This is a genomic window from Gottfriedia luciferensis, from assembly GCF_001712755.1.
Lineage (GTDB): Bacteria > Bacillota > Bacilli > Bacillales > Bacillaceae_G > Gottfriedia > Gottfriedia luciferensis_B.
Genome location: NZ_MDKC01000033.1, coordinates 1 through 24,764, shown reverse-complemented (window position 1 = coordinate 24,764; position 24,764 = coordinate 1). Strand labels below are relative to the sequence as shown.

Below are 24,764 nucleotides of genomic sequence, written 5' to 3'. Positions count from 1 at the left end.
TATTCAAATAAAATCAACTTAACAAAACTTTAAATCAATTGTTAAAACTGTTTATTTAAAGAAAGTTGGACTTCCATTGTTAGCCAAAACAACAAAAGCCAGTATCTTAATTCTAGTCTAAGATACTGGCTATTCTTTTAGGTAACTAATGGTACTTGTAGTTATTTTTATCGGAGCTTTTTTTCAAGAATATCCCTATAATTAACTGAATGAGACCAATAACAAATATGATTGGATACAATACCCACATCAACAGCCCTGCCCAGCCATCTCCTTTGATAATAGCGTACGTAATTCCAATGGCAAATGACAAAAATGGCCCAATGGCTACCATATTCGCGATACCCCAGATGATGAATTTACGTTTTCTAGATTGCCCTATAGTGAAAACGAGAGCAAGAGATGCGCCAAAAAAAGCGATTAAAATGGCTATAAAAATTGCCAAAACAGTCACTCCTCACTTAGGTAAACCAACATTTCTTAATGCGGTTTTATAATTTAGTGTAGGCTAGTTAGTTGACTGGTCCTGCGGAATTTTATCAATTAAATTAGTGTATGAATCTTGAATTCTCTTTGTTATTTCTCCACGCTTTCCTAAACCGATAGAATAGGATTTTTCATCAATTAAAACTGAAGTAACAGGTAGGATATCAGAAACTGATGCTGTTGTAAAAGCTTCATCTGCATTTAAAAGTTCATCAATTGAGAATGGAATCTCTTTTACTTCGAGTTTTTCTTTTTTTGCAATTTCAAGTACCACTTTTCGAGTAATGCCATTTAGAATTAAGTGATTGGCAGGATGAGTGAATAGAGTAGAGCTTTTTACGATAAAGACATTTGTTGCTGATCCTTCTGTAATGATCCCATCTCTATGCAATATTGCTTCTTTTGCTCCTTTAGCGTAAGCCTCATTTTTTACTAAAACACTACCTAATAAGTTTAAACTTTTTATATCACAGCGAAGCCATCGAATATCATTCGTTAGATAAGCAGTTATTCCTTTTTCCATTTGCTGTAGTGGTCTATGATCTTCTCTTACTGTGTAAGCAACTAGTTGTGGCTTTAAATTAACTTCGTCTTGGTAAATATGATTGCGGTTCATTACACCTCTACTAATTTGGATATAAACATATCCATTATCGTAATCGCATGTATTCATTAAATAAACTAAATCACTTTCAAGTTTTTTTAGGTGCATTTTAAAAGGTATTAATATTTTTTCACAGCTTTCCTTCAAGCGAATTAAATGTGCATCGAGTTCAAAATATGACTTATTGAAAAAACGAATAACCTCATAAACGCCATCTCCAAATTGATAACCTCGATCTAAAATATTTACATTTGCAGATTTTAAATCGACAATACGGTTGTTTAAAAGAACCTTTGTTTTCATATGAACTCCACTCCCTTTTATCATTTAAGTCTGTTTGATTAAAAGCTTTCAAATAGTCTGGACTTTAAATTTATGAACTATGTAAACACTGTTTATTATGATACATTCAATATATCACAAGTTTATTAAATATTTTGTAAAAAGGAGAGAGACAATGAAATTATTAATTTTAGGTGCTAGTGGACTAGTTGGGAAGGCTTTAATAAAAGAATTTTCTCCTAATTATGACGTTTATGGAACGTTCAATCAAACAAAATTAGATTTGAAAAATGATCATCAATTACAGTGGGATATTAATGATTCAGAGAAAATTTTGGACTGGATTGATCGTATTTGTCCAGATGTAATTGTTTCTTGTTTACGTGGTGATTTTACTGTTCAATTTGAGGCGCATTCTAGAATAGTAGAAAAAATAAAATCAACATCAACGAAATTTTTATTTTGTTCTACAACAAATGTTTTTGATGGAGAAGTTTCAAAGCATCACGCTGAAAACGATCTTACTATTGCCGAATCAGATTATGGACAATTTAAAATAAAATGTGAAGAATTAATTAAGAATGAGATTGGCGATAATGGGATTGTATTAAGATTGCCAATGGTTTGGGGAAAGCATTCACCAAGACTAAATGAAATAAAAGATAAAATAGAAAAGGGTCAAGAAATTGAAGCATATGATAATATTTTTTTGAATCATGCAATTGATACAGGAATTGCTAAGCAAGTAAGAAGAATTATTGAAAATGATTTAAAAGGGATATTTCACCTTGCAACAACTAATATTGACTCGCAATACTCATTTATATTTAAACTTGTAAAAAGTTTATCCAATGAGGGGAAAGTCAAATCTCTCACTTTAGAAAACTATGATGAATACAATTTTGGATTATTGACTAATCGCACCGATTTGTCACCTGATTTTTACTATGATAGCGATGAAGTAATTAATCAATTAGTTCATTAAATTCTAAAACAAATTCAAAATCCACTGGTGATTAAATATTCTTAATATTTTGATTGTATAGCTGAAATTTGTAACATATACTAATTTTAGTATGAACATACTTTTAAAATACTGGTGGTGAATGGTATGGAGGAACCAAGATTAAGGCCTTGGGTGAGTCAGTATCCAGAGCAAATACCAGCTACATTAGACGAACAGTTTAATTTATTACCAACATATTTAAAGCAAACAGCTTCAAAATATCCAGCTAAGAAAGCGCTTAATTTCCTTGGGAAATCGATGACGTTTAATGAAATTTATATTCAGTCTTTAAGATTCGCCAATTTTTTAAGGAATTTAGGAATTAAAAAAGGTGATCGAGTTGCAATTATGCTTCCAAATTGCCCTCAAGCAGTGATTGCTTATTATGGGATTCTTTTTGCAGAGGCAATTATCGTCCAAACAAATCCGCTATATACAGAACGTGAGCTTGAATATCAAATGAATGATAGTGGTGCAACAGCTATTATTTGTTTAGATTTATTAATTAATAGAGTGTACGAAGTAAAAAAATCTACTAATCTTCAACATATTTTTGTTACTGGGATTAAAGACTATTTACCATTTTTTAAAAAGCTGTTATATCCTTATTCAAAACAGCCAAAGGCACCTGAGATACCTAATGATCACTCGATTCATCAATTTAGTTTTATTATGCAAATATCCGCACCGCTTGAACAGGATCTCTCAAGTAGTAGTATAGAAGATGTAGCAATCCTTCAATATACTGGAGGAACCACTGGATTTCCTAAAGGTGTAATGCTTACACATAAAAATTTAGCATCAAATACGTTAATGGCAGAGAAATGGTTATATAAAAGTAAGAAGGGCCAAGAAAAGATTTTGACTGTCTTACCATTTTTTCATGTATATGGAATGACGACATGTATGAATTTGTCAATCATGTGTGCGTATGAAATGATTATCGTTCCGAGATTTGATGCAACTCAAATGCTTAAAGCAATCAATAAATATCGGCCTACATTATTCCCTGGTGCACCAACAATGTATATCGCATTATTAAATCATCCTGATTTAAAGAATAATGATATCTCATGTATTCATGCTTGCTTAAGTGGTTCTGCAGCATTACCTGTTGAAGTTCAAGATCAATTTGAAAAGGTGACAGGTGGAAAATTAGTAGAGGGCTATGGTTTATCAGAAGCTTCTCCAGTTACACATAGTAATTTCCTATGGGATAAGCGAGTGACGGGCAGCATTGGAGTTCCTTGGCCAAGTACAGATGCTAAAATAGTATCTCTAGAAACTGACGAAGAATTACCTTATCGTGAAATTGGGGAATTAATCGTTTCAGGACCACAAGTAATGAAGGGGTATTGGAATCGACCAGAGGAAACTGCAACCACGTTAAAAAATGGCTGGTTATATACAGGTGATTTAGGCTACATGGATGAAGAAGGCTTCTTTTATATCGTTGACCGTAAGAAAGATATGATCAATGCAGGAGGGTTTAACGTTTACCCTAGAGATATCGAGGAAGTATTATATGAACACGAGGCTATTAAAGAAGCAGTTATAGTTGGTATTCCTGATGCATATCGTGGAGAAACAGTTAAAGCTTATATTGTATTAAAAGAAGGAAAATCAGTGACTGAGGCTGAACTAGATGATTTTTGCAGAAAATATTTAGCAGCTTATAAGGTTCCGAGAATATATGAATTTAGAAATGAATTACCAAAAACAATGATTGGTAAAATCTTAAGAAGAACATTACTAGAAGAAGAAAAACAAAAGAATACGAAACCTGAGGATTCTGATGAAAATTTAATATAATAATATATGGGGGATGATAACAGAAGCATCCCTCTTTATTTTATGAACCGTTATAAAAATACTATGCTAAAATAAATTTAAAGATTGATTAGAAAAAAACCTGATAAAATTAAATATAAGTACAAAGATTAAAAAGAATAGTAAAAGCTTTTGTAAGAAACTTTATACATAAAAATATTACAGGACAATTGACAATTTTCTGATAAATTTGTATTATGAGAATATGAATGATTATTCATTCACTGTAAGAAGGGGTTAATAAAAAATGAAAAGAGATAAACCAAAATATAAACAAATAATTGATGCTGCAGTTGTTGTAATTGCTGAAAATGGTTACCATCAGGCGCAGGTTTCTAAAATTGCAAAACAGGCTGGTGTAGCTGACGGAACAATCTATTTGTATTTTAAAAATAAAGAATCCATCTTAATTTCACTGTTTGAAGAGAAGATGGGAAATTTTACTGAAAAAATTCGTCAAAAAATTGAAGGTAAACCGGACGCGATATCGAAATTATTAATGTTGGTAAAAACTCACTTTTATGAAATGTCTAAAGATTCGCATTTGGCAATCGTTATGCAATTGGAAGTAAGACAAACAAATATTGACCTGAGATTAAGAATAAATGAGGTACTAAAAGAGTATCTACATATCATTGATTCAATTTTAAATGAAGGAATCAATAGTGGTTTGTTCGACAAACAATTGGATATTCGTACAGCTAGACAAATGATCTTCGGCACGATTGATGAAGTGATGACCCATTGGGTAATGACTGGTCAAAAACAAGATTTAGAAGCTAAAGCCGATAAAGTCCACCAACTATTAATAAGAGGATGCGGGTACCAAAATTAACGTTCTAGTACATTTTGAAAAATAGGGAGGAATAGTTGTGAGTTTAATTCAATGTAAAATATCCGATGGTATTGCATTATTAACAATTCAAAATCCACCAGCAAATGCAATGTCTTCGGTTGTATTTGCTGATTTAGTTAAGCGTTTAGATGAATTAGAAAATAACAATGATGTAAGCGTTTTAGTTGTTCATGGAGAAGGTAGATTTTTCTCTGCAGGTGCAGATATTAAAGAATTTACTTCTTTCAAAAATGCTGAAGATGCAGCAGCTGTTGCAAGAAGAGGTCAACTAGTTTTTGATCGTGTTGAAAATTATTCTAAGCCGATCATCGCAGCAATTCACGGAGCTGCATTAGGTGGCGGACTTGAATTTGCAATGAGCTGTCATATTCGAGTTGTTGCAGAAAACGCAAAACTTGGTTTACCTGAATTAAACTTAGGAATTATTCCAGGGTTTGCTGGGACACAACGATTACCACGTTATGTAGGTAAAGATAAAGCGTTAGTTATGCTTGCGACTTCTGAACCAATTTCTGGTGTTGAAGCTGGGAAAATTGGATTAGCTACAATTGTAGTGCCAGAAGAAACTTTATTAGATGAAGCAAATGCATTAGCGGCTAAAATAGCTAATAAAAGTATGCAATCAATTCAATATATTCTACAACTACTATCTTCTACTAGAACTAATTCATATCATGAAGCGGTGGAAGAAGAGTCTAAATTATTTGGAGAAATTTTTACAACTGAAAATGCAAAAGAGGGTATTTCGGCATTTTTAGAAAAAAGAAAACCAGTGTTTAATAAATAAGTAGTTTAATATTTTAAAAAAATAGATGTAGTTACATTTCCTGGGAGGGTATAACAATGAACATTTATGTACTATTAAAAAGAACATTTGACACTGAAGAGAAAATTACAATTTCAAATGGTGCAATCCAAGAGGATGGCGCTGAATTTATTATAAATCCATACGATGAGTATGCAGTTGAAGAAGCGATTCAAATTCGTGACGCTCATGGTGGCGAAGTGACTGTCATAACAATTGGTAACGAAGATAGTGAAAAAGAACTTCGTACAGCACTAGCTATGGGTGCTGATAAAGCTGTATTAATTAACGTTGAAGATGATGTTACAAATGCTGATCAATATACAACTTCAAAACTTATTGCTAAATACTTAGAAGATAAAGATCCTTCAATTATTTTAGCAGGTAATGTTGCAATTGATGGAGGTACTGGTCAAGTAGGTCCACGCGTTGCTGAATTATTAAATATTCCTTACGTGACAACAATTACTAAGATTGACATTAATGGTACGACAGCTACAATCGAACGTGATGTAGAGGGTGATACAGAAATCATCGAAACATCTTTACCATTATTAATCACTGCTCAACAAGGCTTAAATGAACCAAGATATCCTTCTTTACCTGGTATTATGAAAGCTAAGAAAAAGCCTTTAGATGAATTAGAATTAGATGATCTAGATTTAGAAGAAGATGAAGTTCAAGCAAAAACGAAAACAATTGAAATTTACCTACCTGCTAAGAAAGAAGCGGGCAAAGTTTTAACTGGTGAATTAAAAGACCAAGTAAAAGAATTAGTTTCATTACTACGTTCTGAAGCAAAAGTAATCTAATTTTATTGAATATTAGAACTTAAATAATAGATTAATATCGTAATAGAAAATTTTGGAGGGAAATAACATGTCACGTAAAGTATTAGTATTAGGCGAAGTTCGTGAAGGATCACTACGTAATGTTTCATTTGAGGCAGTAAGTACGGCTAAAACAGTTGCTGAGGGCGGAGAAGTAGTTGCTGTATTAGTAGGTAAATCAGTTAGTGCATTAGCTGCTGAAATGATTCAATACGGTGCAGATCGTGCAATCGTTGTTGAAGATGAAAAATTAGCATCCTATACTTCTGATGGATATTCTCAAGCACTTTTAGCAGTTATTGACCAAGAAAAACCAGAAGGTCTAGTATTCGGTCATACAGCTTTAGGTAAGGATTTATCTCCTAAACTTGCTGCTCGTATGCAAAGTGGTCTTATTTCAGATGTTACTGCAATCGAAGTAGCTGGTGGAAATATTGTTTTCACTCGTCCAATTTACTCAGGTAAAGCATTCGAGAAAAAAGTTATGGTAGATCCATTTATTTTTGCGACAATCCGTCCAAATAACATTTCAGCATTAGAAAAAGATGCTTCTCGCACTGGTGATGTAGCAGCTGTTTCGGTTGAAATTAAAGACTTACGTTCAATCGTCAAAGATGTTGTGCGTAAAGCGAGTGAAGGTGTAGACCTTTCAGAAGCGAAAGTGGTCGTTGCTGGTGGCCGTGGCGTTAAGAGTGAAGAAGGCTTTAATCCATTAAAAGAATTAGCTTCAGTACTAGGTGCTGCTGTTGGTGCATCTCGTGGTGCATGTGATGCTAACTATTGTGACTACTCTTTACAAATTGGCCAAACTGGTAAAGTGGTAACGCCTGATTTATACATTGCATGTGGTATTTCAGGAGCTATCCAACATTTAGCTGGTATGTCAAACTCTAAAGTAATCGTTGCAATTAACAAAGATCCAGAAGCTAATATCTTCAAAGTAGCTGATTACGGTATCGTTGGTGACTTATTCGAAGTATTACCTTTATTAACAGAAGAATTTAAAGCTGTATTAGTTAACTCTTAATATAAAAGCTATAAATGATAGCCCACAAGTTAGTATCTTGTGGGTTTTTTGTGTTTTTCAAGTGTACGTCTTGCAAAAAAATTTAAAAAAGAGGGGTTCAAAAGTACTTTAACTTTTGTGACACCTCTTTTATAGTTCTTCTATTCGTTTACAAGCCATTGTCCTTACATCCTAACAATGACTGATCCACCGCCACTTGTTACAACTTGATTTTGTTTTTGTTCAAGTTGTCTAAGTAATTCATTATTTGCTTCGATTGCTTTTACAAGGTTTGTAATCTGATTTTCAAGATTCATGAACATTTGCATGATTGATTGATGATCAGTTTGTACATGACCTTGAACACCGTTTCTCATAGGATGTTGGGGATGATGCGGATGTAAATTCCAAAATGGATGATGCATACTTTTACCTCCAATTTCTAGACCAATGTACTATATAGTACGTCTTATTATTATAAGAGTTCGCCTATTTTAGTTGAATCAGTAATTGCACTTTATATATAAGAAAGAAGTGATTTTTTACAGCTTGTATTTGCTTATATTGGAGAAGTTGAACATTGTCAAATAGGTAGGTTCAAGAGAGAGGAAGAAATTTTTTAGAACAACACAAAAAAAGTAATCCCTCTTAAGGATTACTTAAAATTTATGATATAGCTTTGTTTAGTTTGTTTTTTTCAGATAATAATTCGTGGCGCTTTTCAATTTTACTTTCAATTTTTTCAATTTCTTCTTTGTTTCGTAATAAAGATTGTTTATTCTCATGAACTAATTGATTAAACGATTTACGTAAAGGTTTTCTCATAAATGCCACTCCTATCGTGTTAAATTTTTTGAATATTATTATTATATTCAACAATATATTAACATAAAAATCTGGCATTAATTCGAGTAAGATTTTACGAAATTGTGACAAAAGTATCGAATTGAATCGTTACTCATGGACTAAATCGATAATCTAGAAGTCTCATGAAGCAGACAATCAATAATTTAACATTTAAATATGAAAATTTTATGAATAAATCTTTTCATAAATCTCTACTTCAATACCATCTGCATTCGATTTATTTTCTATATATTTAAATCCCTGTGATTTCCAAAAAGATTTTGCTTGTTGGTTTTTAATTAACACTCCTAATCGTAAACCGTTAATATTTCTTTTTATAAGTAGTTCTTCAAATAGTATAAATGCGTTTGTTCCAAATCCATATCCATGGTAATCATGATGGATCATTAAAAGTCCTAGCCATGGGAAACCATCTTTAGGATTTAGCGCTAAGAAATCAATTAATCCTATATAGGTATCATCTAATTTAATAAAATAAGTTTCCGTTTGATGTGAGGAAAAAAAATATTCCTTCATTAGTTCTTCTTTTGTTCGTGTTAAACGACCATTCTCCATTTTATTGTAATTTTGATTTGAATTTGTAATTTCTTCAATTACTTCAATTAAGTCTGTTGTAATTCTTTCAAATGTTATCACTTTTTTAGTCCTTTCATTGGTATATCAACTATTTGTTTGGAAATAGTAAGTTTGAGCAAATAAATAGAAAATGCTAATTCTCATATGGTATACTTTCATTAAAATTATAACAAATTATGTCAATCTACATATTTTACTTATGTAGCTTGCGCAGGTAGGAGGAAAAAATAAATGGCAATTGTTAATGCAACAAACGCAACGTTCGCAGAAGAAACAAAAGAAGGTGTAGTATTAGTTGATTTTTGGGCAACTTGGTGTGGTCCTTGTAAAATGATTGCTCCTGTATTAGAAGAATTAGCTTCTGAATACGGAGAAAAAGTTAAAATTGTTAAAGTTGATGTTGATGAAAACCAAGAAACAGCAGCTAAATTTGAAGTTATGAGCATTCCATCATTATTCGTTCTTAAAGACGGCGAAGTAGTAGAAAAAACTTTAGGTTTCAAACCTAAAGAAGCTTTAGAAGAATTAATTACTCCACATATTGGTTAATTATAATTTGTAAGAAATGCACTCATAATATGAGTGCATTTTTTTTTGTATTTTTAAATAAAAAAAGCTGGCTAGGACAATATTTATAAAACCAATACCGTAAGCCAATGTAAATGTTTTCATTATAATGATCAATATTAAAAATTAGAGTTATGTTAAAAATTTCTAATTTAAATAAGATTGACTATTTTTCTGTCACGTTTTATATTTAATAAGCATTAATATTTAACAGACATTAAATATTTATTTTGATTAATTTTTAAAGGAGGTTAACTTTCTTGGCTAACAAAAATGAGTACATTGAACGGATTCAGATTGCACTTCAAAGTACTATTCATAAAATGCAACCAAAAGTGACAGAAAGCATGAATAGTCATGGGGTAACAGCTACTCAATTTTTTGTTTTAATGTACTTACGAAAAAAAGAAAGCTGTAAAATATCTGAAATAGCAGAGATGATGGGTGTAAAACCAAGTGCTGTATCATTTATGATTGATCGACTTGAACATAATGACTTTGTATATAGAGAACATGATAAAAAGGACCGAAGAGTTGTAAATATTATGTTAACTAAGGAAGGTATTAAAAAATTAGAATCAGTGATAAAAGATCGAAAAGAAATTTTTGAAGGTTTCTTGTTTAACCTTTCTGACGATGAGTTATTACAATTTGCAAAGATTACTGAAAAGCTTGCAAATGCTGCAGCAGATTTATAGAAATTTTTACAAGATACTTTTTTGTATTAGTAATTATAAAAAGAAAAAAGATAAGGTAGAGAGAAGGGAGAAATATATTTTGAGTACAAATACAGTTGTCCAAAAAGAAGGCAATCGTAAACTATTGCTAATTGGTCTAATAATTGCAATGTTTTTCTCGGCATTAGATGGCACGATAGTTGGTACTGCAATGCCTAAAATTGTAGGGGACCTTGGTGGTTTAAGTATGATGACTTGGCTTACAACAGCATACTTATTAACTTCAACTACTGTAGTGCCGATCGCAGGTAAATTAGCAGACTTATTAGGTCGTAGAAGTGTTTATATTGCAGGTTTAGTTATATTTATGGCAGCTTCAGCATTATGTGGTATTGCCCATAATATGACTGAATTAATTATTTACCGTGGTATTCAAGGTATCGGTGGCGGCGTAATGATGCCGATGGCGATGATTGTAATCGGGGATTTATTTACAGGTAAAGAACGTGCGAAATTCCAAGGGGTTTTCGGTGGTATTTACGGTTTAGCTTCAGTAATCGGACCACAAATTGGTGGATGGATTGTTGACTCATTAAACTGGAAATGGGTATTCTACATTAATCTTCCTGTAGGGATTGTCGCAACAATTTTTATTGCATTAGGTTTAAAAGGAAGAAAAAATACTGGACCAATCAATTTCGATATCGCTGGTATGGTGACTATGATTATTGGTGTCGTAAGTTTACTCCTTGCTTTAAGTTTAGGTGGAGTTAAATATGATTGGAATTCATGGCAAATCATTAGTTTATTTGTATTAGCTGTAGTTGGAATCATTAGTTTCGTTATTGCAGAAAATAAAGCTAAAGAGCCAATTCTACCAATGCATTTATTCAAAAATAGAACTTTCGTAACATTAAACTTAATTGGTTTCTTTATGACAATAGCGATGTTTGGTGCAATTATGTTCGTACCATTCTTCATGCAAGGTATTGTTGGAGTAAGTGCAACACAATCGGGAACAATTATGACGCCAATGATGATCACTATGATTATTGCAAGTATTATCGGTGGTCAGGTTGTATTTAAAGTAGGAATTAAACCACAGATTATTACGGGTATGTTCGTAATTGCATTAGGTTTATATTTATTAACAACTTTAGATATGAATTCAAGTAAAACAATTGCAACTATCTTTATGGGAGTTATGGGTCTAGGTATTGGGTTAGTAATGCCGACAATTACACTAGCTCTTCAAGAAGTATTTGATAAGAAGGAATTAGGGATTGTAACATCTTCTAGTCAATTCTTCCGTTCAATCGGTGGTACTTTTGGAGCAACTGTTTTAGGTGCTGTAATGAACAGTAAGTCAGGAACACTTTTAAACCATGATTTAGTTCCATTTTTAAATAAATTACCAGCTCAAGCTGCACCATTAGTAGACAAATTTAAAGACATGATTAATACAACTCCTCAATCTGTATTTACAATGTTATTTAATGCGGATGCTAAAAAGCTAATTCCAAAGCCAATTTTAGAAGGAATGTTACCGATCATTAAAACATCATTAATGGATTCATTACACCAAGTATTCTTTGTTGGTTTAGGATTCATCATAATTGGTGCAATCGTAACATTATTCCTAACACCAATTAAATTAACAAATAGAAAAGCTGGAGATAAAGAAGGTAATGAGCAAGAACAAGTAGAAGTGGAAACTGCGACTTCTTAATTTCCGAAGCTGATATAATAAAAGCGAAAACCATCCAGAATTAATTGAAGTGCACCTCCAAATGTTAGCCGTATCTAACATTTGGGGTCACTACATAATTTGGATGGTTTTTATTTTAAATTAAATATGCCAATTGACCACTGATTGCCATATGAAGAAAAAAGAGAGTTCCCAAAAAGATTTACTTTTTTGGCCCCCCCCTTTGTTAAATAGCCATTGATACTTTTTCTTTTCTTTTTTTCATTTTTCGTTTATTACTCCACAAGATCCAAGATAAAGTTAATCCTGTTCCAGTAAGTATAAAAAGACCGATACCACTAATTAAACCAATTATGCCGGTATGTAAGCTTTTTACTGAAAATGCAGACTGCTCAGGTCTTTTTCCAAAATTTTGAAATGGGGTTTGAGTATTATTGCCACTTTGTCCATTTTGAGGAGCAGTGTTTTGATCGCTATTTTGAGATTGTTGATTTCCATTGAACTGTCCACCCGATGGAAACTGTCCTTGCATAGAAAATCTTCCTTTTTCTTCGCCACCTTTATTGAAATACAGGATAATTCCTGTAGTAGATTCGATTAATAGGAAAACCGAAACAATCACACCAATCCAAAAATGAACAACTCTTACTTTTTTCATCTTAACATTTCTCCTTTTCTTCTCTTGATGAAATTAAAGTTACAATAGAAAACTTAATTTTTACTTAATAACATTAAAGTATTTTCAGTTTTTATATGTGGAGATTATAATATTAAGTGTACAATTGTACGAAAGAGGTGAGAGGAAATGGACAATCACTTAAAAGAAAAATTAGCGCTTCTACCCGATCAGCCTGGTTGCTATTTGATGAAAGATATTCAAGGGACGATCATTTACGTAGGAAAAGCTAAAGTATTAAAAAATAGAGTTCGATCTTATTTCACGGGATCCCATGATGGTAAGACATATCGATTAGTTCAAGAGATAACTGATTTTGAATATATTGTTACTTCTTCTAATATGGAAGCTTTAATTCTTGAGATGAATTTAATTAAGAAATATGATCCGAAATATAACATCATGTTGAAGGATGATAAATCATACCCCTTTATTAAAATAACTGCTGAAAAACATCCTCGCTTATTGATTACGCGAAATGTAAAAAAAGATAAAGGAAAATATTTTGGACCATTCCCTAATGCTACTGCCGCTAATGAAACAAAAAAATTATTAGATCGTCTATACCCATTAAGAAAATGTTCTTCATTACCAGATAAAGTTTGTCTATATTATCATATTGGTCAGTGTCTGGCGCCTTGTGTAAAAGAAGTAACTGATCATCAAAATTCGGAAATAGTTAATGAAATTGCCCGTTTTCTAAACGGTGGGGAAGACCAAATACGAAAAGAGTTAGAGGCAAAAATGATTGCTGCATCTGAACAATTAGATTTCGAGCGCGCAAAAGAGTATCGAGATCAAATTGTATCTATTGAAGCGACTATGGAAAAGCAGAAAATGATGAGTAGTGATTTAGTTGATCGAGATGTATTTGGATATGCGGTTGATAAGGGATGGATGTGTGTTCAAGTATTCTTTGTTCGAAGAGGGAAATTAATTGAAAGAGATGTATCATATTTTCCAATTTACGATGAACCAGAAGAAGAGTTCCTATCATTTATTGGGCAATTTTATGAAAAACCACACAATATAAAACCAAAAGAAATTTTTGTACCAGATAAAGTTGATACTGAAATTTTAAAAAGTTTACTTAAAATTCCTGTATTCCAACCTAAAAGAGGCCAAAAAAAGGAACTTGTTGTATTAGCAAATAAAAATGCCAAAATTGGACTCGGTGAGAAGTTTAAATTAATTGAGCGTGATGAAGAAAGAACAGTTAAAGCAATAGAAAAACTAGGAGATATTTTAAATATTGAAACTCCGTATCGAATTGAAGCATTTGATAATTCAAATATTCAAGGAACAAATCCTGTTTCAGCTATGGTTGTCTTTATAGACGGAAAACCTTCAAAAAAAGATTACCGCAAATATAAAATCAAAACTGTTGTAGGACCTGATGATTACGATTCAATGCGTGAGGTAGTACGTAGAAGATACTCGAGAGCATTAAAAGAGAATTTACCTTTACCAAACTTAATAATTGTGGATGGTGGTAAAGGCCATCTAGCTGCAGTTGAAGATGTACTCCAAAATGAGTTAGGCCTATTTATCCCAACAGCTGGACTTGTTAAAGATGAAAAGCACCGTACTTCAGAGTTATTAATAGGACAACCACCTCAAATTGTCCAACTTGGAAGACAAAGCCAAGAGTTCTTTTTATTACAAAGAATTCAAGACGAGGTACACAGATTTGCGATTGAATTCTATCGTCAGCTTCATAGTAAATCAATGGTTCAATCTGCTTTAGATGGCATAGCAGGTGTTGGTGGAACAAGAAAGAAAGCCCTTCTTAAACATTTTGGTTCAGTAAAAAAAATAAAAGAGGCATCAATTGATGAGTTGATAGCAGCTAAAATGCCAAAAAATGTTGCAGAAGAAATTTATCAGCATTTCCATAAAGAGTGAGATCGTTACCAAAATTTTTATCTTGACACTATTTTCAAAATAATTTATATTTTAGTTAAAATTAAATGATTTTCTCTCGTAATAGAGGTGCAAAACTTAAAAGTATGCTGTCATAGACGTGTGGCGTTGTAATGGACAGTTGAAAGGAAGTTTTGCCGAAATAAAATGAATCCACAATTCATTTTGTTGGGACTGCATTTAAGAAATGTAGTACTGTCGCATAATAATTATGCGGGGAGCTATTGAAGAGATGTTGATGATTTGTCTATTTTATTTATTTGTAAATTAGGCGCGTGAACATTGCTTCACGCGCTTTTTTGTATTCTTTTTTAAGTAAAAAGTGAGGATGAGAAAAATGGGAATTATTGTTCAGAAATTCGGTGGTACTTCAGTAGGCTCAATTGAACGAATTCAGCATGTTGCTGAAACAGTAACCAAATCATATAAAGAAGGAAACCAAGTAGTTACAGTTGTATCTGCGATGGGACATCATACAGACGAACTAGTTAGTTTAGCAGCTCAAATTAGTCCACAAAACAGTAAACGTGAGTTAGATATGTTACTTACTACTGGGGAACAAGTTTCGATTTCTTTACTAGCAATGGCAATCCAGGCAAAAGGTTTTAAAGCTATTTCACTAACTGGTTGGCAAGCTGGAATTCAAACTGAATCTGTCCATGGAAATGCACGTATAGAAACCATTCATACTGATCGAATTCAACAATTACTAGATGAAGGGTATATCGTAATTGTTGCTGGTTTCCAAGGTTTAGGTGACAACAATGAAATTACGACATTAGGTCGTGGTGGCTCAGATACAACAGCTGTTGCATTGGCAGCGGCTTTAAATGCAGAACGTTGTGATATTTATACGGACGTATTAGGTGTTTATACTACGGATCCAAGAGTTGAACCAAATGCATCTAAATTAAGCCATGTCTCTTATGATGAAATGCTAGAGCTTGCAGCTTTAGGAGCAGCGGTTTTACACCCAAGAGCAGTAGAATTCGCAAAAAATTATAATTTAATTATTCAAGTTCGTTCAAGTCAACATGATGAAATCGGTACATTTATTGGGGAGGAAACACAAATGGAACAACAATCAGTCGTAAGAGGAATCGCATTCGAATCTAATGTAACAAGGATGACATTAAATGGTTTAAATAACCATGTAGATTTATTACCTAAAATCTTTACTTTATTAGCAAGTGAAGGTATTGATGTTGATATTATTATCCAAAGCGTAACATCAGATAACTTAGTAAATCTTTCATTCTCGATCAAATCTGAAAATATGATGGAAGCAATAACGGTTCTAGAATCAAAGAAAGAGTTTTTAGGTTACCGCTCATTTGATTTTGAAAGTGAACTTGCTAAAGTTTCAATTGTAGGTAGTGGAATGGTTTCAAATCCAGGTGTTGCTGCAAAAATGTTTAAATTTTTAGCTGAAAGTGAAATCCCTGTAAAAATGGTAAGCACTTCTGAAATTAAAGTTTCAACAGTTGTACCAAAATCAAAATTACAAGAAGCAGTTCACGCTCTTCATAAAGGATATGAATTAGATCGTATTAATGAAGAAGTAGTAGTAGAAAACTAACTATTAAAATAAACCCTTTTAGGCGTTCAAATTCTTAATATATAGGCTTTGAAATATTGATTTTTTCAATATTCATCACGTTCAGATATACCGAGCCGTATAGTATAGAGATAGCGCTTTAAAGGGTTTTTTATTCGTTAAGCGAATAAATTATATAAAGATTCTGTAAATTTAATATAAGTACGGCGAACGGCTAAATGGTAAATAAAAGAAGGAGGTATTAATAATGAGGCATAGCATACTTGCCTACGGATATGGAGAAATTGTGCTACAATTCGTTCTATTAATACTCGCCATTTTGTTTTTTGTTTCTATTTGTTTATTCTTGTTAAATTCTATTATTAAAGGAGTTAAAAGAAACAAGAATTTTGAGGGAATTAGGAGGCAGGATCAAAGTAAGGAAAGGAAAGAGAAGGGGTAAGGAAGTAAACTGATCTTTTTCCTTAAATTAAATTAGAAATTTAATCTTAATGATTTGTTTGAAAATCCTCATAGTTGTACCCGTCTTTGAACTTATATTTAAATATTTCAAAAGAAAAAAGAAAACACCACAAGGGACCAAAATTCCTTGCGGTGTTTTTTGTGTTATCTTCTTGTAATTGGATCCTTTAAATCCCATTTTACTTGGAACTTTACTTTGTCGCCTCTTTTGCTTTGCTCTTCATACGTTTCAGCTATAACATCGATTTGTTGTTCAATTTGCATCGCTAGAAATCCAGCTTCTAATTGGTAAGACACGTTCTTTTTTTGTTGATTTCTGTATGTAATTAATTCTGAAGATAATGTTAAATGAACTTCTTGCTTCTTTTCTTCTTCAACAGTAAGAGTACCCCAACCAGCTTGATCAAAAAACTCTATAATTTCTTCAAAGGTTGCTAAAGGATATTTTCTGGCAATCATTTTACCCGCCCAATATAAAATATCATTTTGCTCTTTTCCTAATAAATCATTCAATAGATCGTTACGTATTAGCTCATAGCCAAAACCAGAAATATTTCCTGGAATATTTAAATTTTCAATGCCGTTCGTCATGGTCGGATAACTCTCCCTTTCCTAAAAAACATGTTTTTATTATATACAATATTGAATAGTAAAAACAATAATTCGACATATGTAGATTACAAGGATTACCAAACTAAATGAGAAGTTTTTTCAGTAAAGAAAAATGTACGCGTTTTCTTGACCTGCTATATTATCAGGAGTAAAATGGGTTGTAGATAAATGTCATAAAAATTTCGACTTTTTATGCGTATTGCTTATTTATTCTATTTTTTTAGAATAATAGAGGAATTAAATTTTCATGTGCACAAACTAAAGGGGGCAGGGGTTTACATGAGCAACAAGAATGGAAGGGAGTTTTTCTTTAGAAAACTTCATTCATTGCTAGGAGTTATTCCAGTTGGAATCTTTTTAACACAGCACTTAGTTGTCAATCATTTTGCGACAAATGGAGCGCAATCGTTCAACAAAGCTGCTGAATTTATGGCGAATTTACCATTCCGCTATTTTTTAGAGGTTTTTGTCATTTTCTTACCAATTTTATACCATGCAATTTACGGATTATACATTGCGTTCACAGGAACTAGCAATGTTAAAAATTATGGATACTTACGTAACTGGTTATATTTATTCCAACGTATTTCTGGTGTAATAACTTTAATTTTTATTACATGGCACGTGTGGCAAACACGTATTGCTGCTCAAATGGGAGCAACTGTTGATTATAATATGATGGCTGATATTTTCCAATCGAAATTTATGTTAGTTTTCTATATAGTAGGTGTAATTTCAACAATTTTCCACTTTGCTAATGGATTATGGTCATTCTTTGTATCATGGGGAATTACTGTAACACCTAGATCACAACGTATTTCAACATATGTTACATTAGGTGTTTTCGTTGTATTATCATTCGTTGGATTAACTGCTATCTTTGCATTCATTGATCCACAACTAGCGTACAAGTAAGGAGAGAGAATCATGAGTGGTAAAATAATTATCGTCGGTGGCGGATTAGCTGGTCTTATGGCAACAATTAAAGCCGCTGAAGCTGGCACAAAAGTAGATTTATTCTCATTAGTTCCTGTAAAGCGATCACATTCAGTATGTGCTCAAGGTGGAATTAATGGTGCGGTTAATACAAAAGGTGAAGGTGACTCTCCTTGGGAGCACTTTGATGATACGATTTATGGTGGAGATTTCTTAGCAAACCAACCACCAGTAAAGGCAATGGCAGAAGCAGCACCTGGCATCATTCATATGATGGACCGCATGGGTGTAATGTTCAACCGTACGCCTGAAGGATTATTAGACTTCCGTCGTTTCGGTGGAACGCAACATCACCGTACAGCATTTGCTGGTGCTACGACTGGACAACAATTATTATATGCATTAGATGAGCAAGTTCGTCGTTACGAATCTGAAGGTCTAGTTCAAAAGTATGAAGGCTGGGAATTTTTAAGAGTTGTAGTTGATGATGAAGGAGTATGTCGCGGTATCGTTGGACAAAACTTAACATCAATGGAAATCGTAAGTTTCCCTGCAGATGCTGTAATTATGGCATCTGGTGGCCCTGGTATTATCTTTGGTAAAACTACAAATTCAATTATCAACACTGGTTCAGCTGCTGCAGCTGTATATCGTCAAGGTGCAGTTTATTCAAATGGTGAATTTATTCAAATCCATCCAACTGCAATTCCTGGAGATGATAAAAACCGTTTAATGAGTGAAAGTGCTCGTGGTGAAGGTGGACGAGTTTGGACTTATAAAGACGGTAAACCATGGTATTTCTTAGAAGAGAAATATCCTGCATATGGAAACCTTGTACCAAGGGATATTGCTACACGTGAGATTTTCTCTGTATGTGTTGACCACAAGCTTGGTATTAATGGTGAAAACATGGTTTATTTAGATCTTTCACATAAAGATCCACATGAACTTGATGTAAAACTTGGTGGAATCATCGAGATTTATGAGAAATTTACAGGTGATGATCCGAAAAAAGTTCCAATGAAGATATTCCCAGCAGTTCACTATTCAATGGGTGGATTATGGGTTGACTATGACCAAATGACGACAATTCCTGGTTTATTTGCTGCTGGTGAGTGTGATTACTCAATGCACGGAGCTAACCGTTTAGGAGCTAACTCATTACTTTCTGCTATTTATGGTGGAATGGTTGCTGGACCAAATGCTGTAAGATACGTAAATGGTTTAGCTAAATCTTCAGATGATGTTTCAACTTCTGTATTTGAATCAAATGCAAATGAAGAAAAAGAAAAAATGAATCGTATTTATAAAATGGACGGTAAAGAAAATGCATACCTTCTTCATAAAGAGCTTGGAGAGTGGATGACAGACAACGTTACTGTAGTTCGATTCAATGATCGCTTATTAAAAACTGATGAAAAAATTCAAGAGCTTTATGAGCGTTATCAAAACATTAATATTAATGATACAGCTAAATGGAGTAACCAAGGTGCTTCATTTACTCGTCAACTTGAAAACATGCTTCACTTATCACGTGTTATCACATTAGGTGCATATAACCGTAATGAAAGCCGTGGAGCTCACTATAAACCTGAATTCCCAGACCGTAATGATGAGGAATTCTTAAAAACTACAATGGCTAAATTTGATGAGAAATCAAATTCACCATTATTCCATTACGAAGATGTTGATACATCATTAATCGAGCCAAGAAAACGAGATTATTCTAAGAAAAAGGAGGACAAAGCAAATGCATAATGGAACAATGACTGCTGAAAAGACAATTACTGTAATTATAAAACGTCAAGATTCACCAAATACTGCGCCATATGAAGAAACATTTACTGTCCCTTATCGTCCGAATATGAACGTAATCTCGGCGTTAATGGAAATTCGTAAAAATCCAGTTAATTCAAATGGAAAAGAAACGACTGCAATTTCTTGGGACATGAACTGTCTTGAAGAAGTTTGTGGAGCGTGTTCTATGGTTATCAACGGTAAACCAAGACAATCATGTTCTGCGCTTATTGACAAATTGGAACAACCAATTCGTCTTGAGCCTATGAGCACATTCCCAGTAGTACGTGACTTACAAGTTGATCGTAGCCGCATGTTCGATTCTTTAAAACGCGTTAAAGCATGGATTCCAATTGATGGAACGCATGACTTAGGTCCTGGACCAAGAATGCCTGAAAGAAAACGTCAATGGGCTTATGAATTATCAAAATGTATGACTTGTGGTGTATGTTTAGAAGCTTGTCCAAACGTTAATAGTAAATCTAACTTTATTGGGCCTGCACCGCTTTCACAAGTACGTTTATTTAATGCTCATCCAACTGGAGAAATGAATAAGGAAGAACGTCTTCATGCAATTATGGGAGACGGTGGACTATCAAACTGTGGTAACTCACAAAACTGTGTCCAATCTTGTCCAAAAGGTATTCCTTTAACAACTTCAATTGCAGCGTTAAACCGTGCAACTACAATCCAATCTTTCAAAGACTTCTTTGGAAGCGACGAAATTTAATAAACTTAAAAGCATGTCCTTTTCGGGACATGCTTTTTTTGCATTTTTAAATCAATATCTTCTAATAAACTCCATTTTTAAATCATATCAATAGTAAGAGCAGCAAAGGGATGTGCGGTGTCTTACTCCTTTCGAACGGAGGTTAACTTAAATGCAACAGTTTGAAGTGACATTTGAGACGAAATGCTACGAAAAAGATTGGGAAGTACTTTTAAAGACAGACCGGATCGAAAAAATGATTGAGTTTAATCAATTTCAATTTAAAGAAAAAGTTTTATATATTAATAACGTACAAGATGTATGGGAAGTCAGTCGTCATGCAGACAAACTTGTCGCAAGGGATGTCTTATCGTCATATGTAATAGTTGATGATTATTCAAATGAAGCACTTAATTATTTTGAGGTTACTAAGGAGAGCTTCAAAGGTGGTTATTACTATTCAATCTCAGAACTTGTTAGTATTTATCTTTGTAAGACTGAGTATCTACTTCATTTTTCAAGTGATTCTATTTTAGAAAAGCCTTTTAATTGGATTGATTTATCAATACTAAAACTTCAAGCTGATGAAAGAATCAAAGTAGCAAATCCAGTATGGAATGGAAATAGTTTTGAGGCAAAACAAGAATCAATAGATGAAGATGAAAACTTTTATATTGGTTATGGATTTTCAGATCAATGTTATTTAATCAGGACAAATGATTTTAAAAATAAGATATATAATGAAAAAAATCTTATTTCTGAAAGATACCCAATATATGGGGGAGAGCTTTTTGAAAAACGTGTAGATGCATGGATGCGAAATAACCATTTCAAAAGAATCACATTTAAACATGGAAATTATATTCATCAAAATTATTAAATGTTAAGGATGTTTGTTATGACTTAATAGGGTTAGGGTAAAGAAAGAGTCCTTTATTTCCTTCATCCTGCCCCCCTTGGAACTGAATGAATATTCATTCTTTAAAGGAATTAATGATATAATATAGATAGTAAGGGGGCAAATTCGATGGGGAAAATGAATTATGTATCTAATATACAGGAGTGGCAATCTGAGTTTTCATTTAAGATAACTATTAAAGTTCGATTTAGTGAAACGGACATGTTTGGACATATGAATAACACAGTTCCATTCGTTTATTTTGAAGAAGCACGAATTGAGTATTTAAAATATTTAGGGCTTATGCAAGAATGGACGGCAAATCATAGTGAATTTATTCCAGTTGTTGCTGATTTACAATGTGATTACTTACGACAAGTATTTTTTAATGAGATCATCGATGTATACGTAAAAATTGCAAAAGTAGGAAATTCATCAATCGATTTACACTATATGGGAGTTAATCCTCAAAGTGAAATTTGCTTTACTGGACGAAATTCTTTAGTAAATATAAATCGTCATACAGGACGAAGTGAACAATGGAAAAAAGATTGGAAAGAAAAATTTTTAAATGAAATAAAGAATTCGATCGTTAGTGTTTAAAACAAGTAATGTTGTCACATACTGAATAAAGATTGAATAGAATGATAAAACAATTAAATTTATCTTAAGATGAGTACTTGAAGAATTCAATGACATTCTATATAATACTTTTATACGAATAAGGAAAAGCAAAGATCAAGGACACGAGCGTTCAAGACGATAGTAAGAGAGGAATTCATTTGGTGCGAGAATTCTCTATACGTTGAATGACTTACCACCTTGTAGCTATAGTGGGGAACGTAATTTTTTTACAAGTAACTACTATCGGTGTAGACCGTTAAAACGTTGAGATTTTGTATACATATTTTTTGTGTACATTAAATTAGGGTGGAACCACGAGCACATTCGTCCCTACGAGTGTGCTCTTTTTTTATTGTCAAAATTAATTTGAAAAAGGAGTGAACTTAAATGATTTCAATTAAATTACCAGATGGATCAATTCGCGAGGTGGAACAAAATACAACAGTTGAAGATTTCGCGGGTTCAATCTCCATTAGCTTAAAGAAAAAAGCGCTTGGTGGAAAAATTAATGGTAAATTAGTGGATTTAAATACACCTATTACTGAAGATTGTGAAGTTCAAATCATTACTCAAGATGATCAAGATGGATTAGAAATGATGCGTCATAGTTCTGCACATATTTTAGCTCAAGCAGTAAAACGTCTTTATAAAGGTGAAAAAGCTGCATTTGGGGTTGGACCAGTAACTGCTGACGGTTTCTATTATGATATTGATCTTCCTGTTTCAATTAAAGTAGAAGACCTACCTAAAATTGAAAAAGAAATGGAAAAAATTATTAAAGAAAACTTACCGATTACTCGTTCAGAGGTTAGTCGTGAAGAGGCAATTAAATTCTTCACTGAATTAGATGATGAGTTTAAACTAGAATTAATCCGTGATCTACCAGAAGATGCAGTTATTTCAATGTATACTCAAGGTGAATTCGTAGACCTTTGCCGTGGACCACATGTTCCTACAACTGGCCGTGTAAAAGCGATTAAATTATTATCAGTTGCTGGTGCATATTGGAGAGGCGATGCGAATAATAAAATGCTTCAACGAGTTTATGGTACTGCTTTCCCAAGTAAGAAGGAATTAGAAGAGCATTTATTCTTATTAGAAGAAGCAAAAAAACGTGATCACCGTAAATTAGGTAAAGAGCTTGAATTATTCATGTTCTCTGAAGAGGCACCTGGTATGCCATTCTTCTTACCAAAAGGTACTATTATCCGTAATGAATTAGAACAATATGAGCGCGGATTACAAACTTCAAAAGATTATAAAGAAGTTCGTACACCATTCATTATGAATCAAAGATTATGGGAGCAATCAGGTCACTGGCATCACTACCATGAAAACATGTACTTTACTGAGGTTGATGAAACAAAATTCGCATTAAAACCGATGAACTGCCCAGGTCATATGTTAGTTTATAAAAATAAACTACATTCATACCGTGATCTGCCGGTTCGTATGTGTGAAAATGGTCAAGTTCACCGTCATGAATATTCTGGTGCGTTAAATGGTATGATGCGTGTTCGTACTTTTACTCAAGATGATGCGCATATCTTCTGTCGTCCAGATCAAATTGAAGGCGAAATCATTGAAGTAATTAACTTAATTAAAGAAATTTACGGCGTATTCGGATTCACTTACAAAGTAGAATTATCAACTCGTCCAGAAGATTCAATGGGTTCAGAAGAGTTATGGAACTCAGCAGAGCAAGCGTTAGAAAATGTTCTAAAATCTGAGAACTTAGACTTTAAATTAAACCCAGGCGATGGCGCATTCTATGGTCCGAAAATCGATTTCCATATTCAAGATGCATTAAAACGTAGCTGGCAATGTGCTACAATTCAATTAGATTTCCAAATGCCTGAGAAATTTGATTTAACTTATGTTAATGAAGATAACCAAAAAGAACGTCCAGTTGTTATCCACCGTGCAATTTATGGTTCAATTGACCGTTTCTTAGGAATCTTAACTGAACATTTTGCTGGAGCATTCCCATTATGGTTAGCACCAGTTCAAGTAGCAGTATTACCTATTTCAAGTGTTCACAATGAATATGCACAAAAACTTGCTGATCAATTAAAAGCTGCAGGAATTCGTGTTGAAGCTGATTTACGTGGCGAAAAAATTGGATATAAAATCCGTGAAGCACAACTTCAAAAATTACCTTATATGTTAGTAGTTGGTGACCAAGAGGTTGAAAATAATACTGTAGCTATTCGTAAACGTGGCGAAGGCGACATTGGTACTCAACCATTCGATAGCTTCTTAGAAATGATTAAACAACAAAAATTAGAAAAAGTTCTATTTTAATTTTAAAAATCCTCTATTTTTATAATAGAGGATTTTTTTTAAGTGTTGAAATATAAAATGGTCAATAGGGAAAACGGACATTAACTGAACATTTATTTAATGATGAAATTATCATTTTTTGGATGATCTATTAAGGTTTTAAATGTTAACATGTTTGAGCAGTTT

At 33.0% G+C, this 24,764-nt stretch carries 24 protein-coding genes and 1 riboswitch; of the genes, 17 read left to right on the top strand and 7 right to left on the bottom strand.

Translation table 11 applies throughout. The annotated features are described in order from the left end of the window. Window positions 1-145 precede the first annotated feature (145 nt). Together BED47_RS16630 and dat are read right to left on the bottom strand one after the other, a co-directional pair. Window positions 146-445, bottom strand: a complete 300-nt coding sequence (locus tag BED47_RS16630; protein WP_069034565.1) for a hypothetical protein — start codon at window positions 443-445, stop codon at window positions 146-148. Between the two features lie 63 nt (window positions 446-508). After that, window positions 509-1,393, bottom strand: a complete 885-nt coding sequence (gene dat, locus BED47_RS16625; RefSeq protein ID WP_069034564.1) for a D-amino-acid transaminase — start codon at window positions 1,391-1,393, stop codon at window positions 509-511. 154 nt (window positions 1,394-1,547) lie between these two features. On the opposite strand from dat, the gene BED47_RS16620 reads away from it, so the two are divergent. The 6 genes from BED47_RS16620 to BED47_RS16595 all read left to right on the top strand — a co-directional run bounded on the left by BED47_RS16620 (window position 1,548) and on the right by BED47_RS16595 (window position 7,726). Further along, window positions 1,548-2,357: a sugar nucleotide-binding protein gene (locus BED47_RS16620; RefSeq protein ID WP_069034563.1), complete on the top strand. Its 810-nt coding sequence runs from the start codon at window positions 1,548-1,550 to the stop codon at window positions 2,355-2,357. A gap of 126 nt (window positions 2,358-2,483) precedes the next feature. Next, entirely contained in the window at window positions 2,484-4,190 is a 1,707-nt protein-coding gene (locus BED47_RS16615; protein ID WP_069034562.1) for an AMP-binding protein, read from the top strand. Window positions 4,191-4,455: 265 nt separating this feature from the next. Beyond that, window positions 4,456-5,043: a TetR/AcrR family transcriptional regulator gene (locus BED47_RS16610; RefSeq protein WP_069034561.1), complete on the top strand. Its 588-nt coding sequence runs from the start codon at window positions 4,456-4,458 to the stop codon at window positions 5,041-5,043. Window positions 5,044-5,080: 37 nt separating this feature from the next. Continuing rightward, complete coding sequence (locus BED47_RS16605; RefSeq protein ID WP_069034560.1) at window positions 5,081-5,851, top strand: enoyl-CoA hydratase; 771 nt, start codon at window positions 5,081-5,083, stop codon at window positions 5,849-5,851. 56 nt (window positions 5,852-5,907) lie between these two features. Continuing rightward, window positions 5,908-6,681 (top strand): electron transfer flavoprotein subunit beta/FixA family protein, encoded by a 774-nt coding sequence (locus tag BED47_RS16600; protein WP_069034559.1) that lies wholly within the window; start codon window positions 5,908-5,910, stop codon window positions 6,679-6,681. A gap of 67 nt (window positions 6,682-6,748) precedes the next feature. Continuing rightward, on the top strand, window positions 6,749-7,726 hold the full coding sequence (locus BED47_RS16595; protein WP_069034558.1) for an electron transfer flavoprotein subunit alpha/FixB family protein: 978 nt from the start codon (window positions 6,749-6,751) through the stop codon (window positions 7,724-7,726). A 164-nt stretch (window positions 7,727-7,890) separates the two neighbouring features. Here BED47_RS16595 and BED47_RS16590 read toward each other — a convergent pair whose 3' ends face one another. The 3 genes from BED47_RS16590 to BED47_RS16580 form a co-directional block, all read right to left on the bottom strand. After that, the gene (locus tag BED47_RS16590) at window positions 7,891-8,130 is read right to left on the bottom strand and encodes a hypothetical protein (protein WP_084006963.1); all 240 of its coding nucleotides are present in this window, start codon (window positions 8,128-8,130) and stop codon (window positions 7,891-7,893) included. 241 nt (window positions 8,131-8,371) lie between these two features. Continuing rightward, window positions 8,372-8,530 carry an FbpB family small basic protein gene (locus BED47_RS16585; RefSeq protein ID WP_069034557.1) on the bottom strand — a complete coding sequence of 53 codons (159 nt, stop codon included), beginning with the start codon at window positions 8,528-8,530 and terminating at the stop codon, window positions 8,372-8,374. A 207-nt stretch (window positions 8,531-8,737) separates the two neighbouring features. Further along, window positions 8,738-9,208 carry a GNAT family N-acetyltransferase gene (locus tag BED47_RS16580; RefSeq protein ID WP_069034556.1) on the bottom strand — a complete coding sequence of 157 codons (471 nt, stop codon included), beginning with the start codon at window positions 9,206-9,208 and terminating at the stop codon, window positions 8,738-8,740. Between the two features lie 171 nt (window positions 9,209-9,379). Between BED47_RS16580 and trxA the strand changes: the two genes are divergently transcribed. The 3 genes from trxA (at window position 9,380) to BED47_RS16565 (ending at window position 12,121) form a co-directional block, all read left to right on the top strand. Continuing rightward, window positions 9,380-9,697: a thioredoxin gene (gene trxA, locus BED47_RS16575; RefSeq protein WP_056472391.1), complete on the top strand. Its 318-nt coding sequence runs from the start codon at window positions 9,380-9,382 to the stop codon at window positions 9,695-9,697. A 278-nt stretch (window positions 9,698-9,975) separates the two neighbouring features. Continuing rightward, window positions 9,976-10,413 carry a MarR family winged helix-turn-helix transcriptional regulator gene (locus tag BED47_RS16570; RefSeq protein ID WP_069034555.1) on the top strand — a complete coding sequence of 146 codons (438 nt, stop codon included), beginning with the start codon at window positions 9,976-9,978 and terminating at the stop codon, window positions 10,411-10,413. Window positions 10,414-10,492: 79 nt separating this feature from the next. Next, window positions 10,493-12,121 (top strand): MDR family MFS transporter, encoded by a 1,629-nt coding sequence (locus tag BED47_RS16565; protein ID WP_286162539.1) that lies wholly within the window; start codon window positions 10,493-10,495, stop codon window positions 12,119-12,121. Window positions 12,122-12,326: 205 nt separating this feature from the next. Here BED47_RS16565 and BED47_RS16560 read toward each other — a convergent pair whose 3' ends face one another. Further along, a complete protein-coding gene (locus BED47_RS16560) occupies window positions 12,327-12,758 on the bottom strand; it encodes a PepSY domain-containing protein (protein WP_069034554.1) in 432 nt (143 codons plus the stop codon). Window positions 12,759-12,905: 147 nt separating this feature from the next. Between BED47_RS16560 and uvrC the strand changes: the two genes are divergently transcribed. Further along, window positions 12,906-14,681 (top strand): excinuclease ABC subunit UvrC, encoded by a 1,776-nt coding sequence (gene uvrC, locus BED47_RS16555; protein WP_069034553.1) that lies wholly within the window; start codon window positions 12,906-12,908, stop codon window positions 14,679-14,681. Window positions 14,682-14,755: 74 nt separating this feature from the next. Continuing rightward, window positions 14,756-14,931: riboswitch (Lysine riboswitch) on the top strand. A 105-nt stretch (window positions 14,932-15,036) separates the two neighbouring features. Then, on the top strand, window positions 15,037-16,278 hold the full coding sequence (locus BED47_RS16550) for an aspartate kinase (RefSeq protein WP_069034552.1): 1,242 nt from the start codon (window positions 15,037-15,039) through the stop codon (window positions 16,276-16,278). 585 nt (window positions 16,279-16,863) lie between these two features. On the opposite strand, the gene BED47_RS16540 is transcribed toward BED47_RS16550, so the two are convergent. After that, entirely contained in the window at window positions 16,864-17,310 is a 447-nt protein-coding gene (locus BED47_RS16540; RefSeq protein ID WP_069034550.1) for a YslB family protein, read from the bottom strand. A 300-nt stretch (window positions 17,311-17,610) separates the two neighbouring features. On the opposite strand from BED47_RS16540, the gene BED47_RS16535 reads away from it, so the two are divergent. The 6 genes from BED47_RS16535 (at window position 17,611) to thrS (ending at window position 24,599) form a co-directional block, all read left to right on the top strand. Next, window positions 17,611-18,246, top strand: coding sequence for a succinate dehydrogenase cytochrome b558 subunit (locus tag BED47_RS16535; RefSeq protein WP_069034549.1), 636 nt, complete (start codon window positions 17,611-17,613; stop codon window positions 18,244-18,246). A 9-nt stretch (window positions 18,247-18,255) separates the two neighbouring features. Continuing rightward, the gene (gene sdhA, locus BED47_RS16530; RefSeq protein ID WP_091022795.1) at window positions 18,256-20,025 is read left to right on the top strand and encodes a succinate dehydrogenase flavoprotein subunit; all 1,770 of its coding nucleotides are present in this window, start codon (window positions 18,256-18,258) and stop codon (window positions 20,023-20,025) included. Window positions 20,026-20,032: 7 nt separating this feature from the next. Then, entirely contained in the window at window positions 20,033-20,794 is a 762-nt protein-coding gene (gene sdhB, locus BED47_RS16525; RefSeq protein ID WP_069034774.1) for a succinate dehydrogenase iron-sulfur subunit, read from the top strand. A 151-nt stretch (window positions 20,795-20,945) separates the two neighbouring features. Next, window positions 20,946-21,653: a hypothetical protein gene (locus BED47_RS16520; RefSeq protein ID WP_069034547.1), complete on the top strand. Its 708-nt coding sequence runs from the start codon at window positions 20,946-20,948 to the stop codon at window positions 21,651-21,653. 147 nt (window positions 21,654-21,800) lie between these two features. Further along, window positions 21,801-22,274, top strand: a complete 474-nt coding sequence (locus tag BED47_RS16515; RefSeq protein ID WP_069034546.1) for an acyl-CoA thioesterase — start codon at window positions 21,801-21,803, stop codon at window positions 22,272-22,274. A gap of 408 nt (window positions 22,275-22,682) precedes the next feature. Then, the gene (gene thrS, locus BED47_RS16510; RefSeq protein WP_069034545.1) at window positions 22,683-24,599 is read left to right on the top strand and encodes a threonine--tRNA ligase; all 1,917 of its coding nucleotides are present in this window, start codon (window positions 22,683-22,685) and stop codon (window positions 24,597-24,599) included. Window positions 24,600-24,764 lie beyond the last annotated feature (165 nt).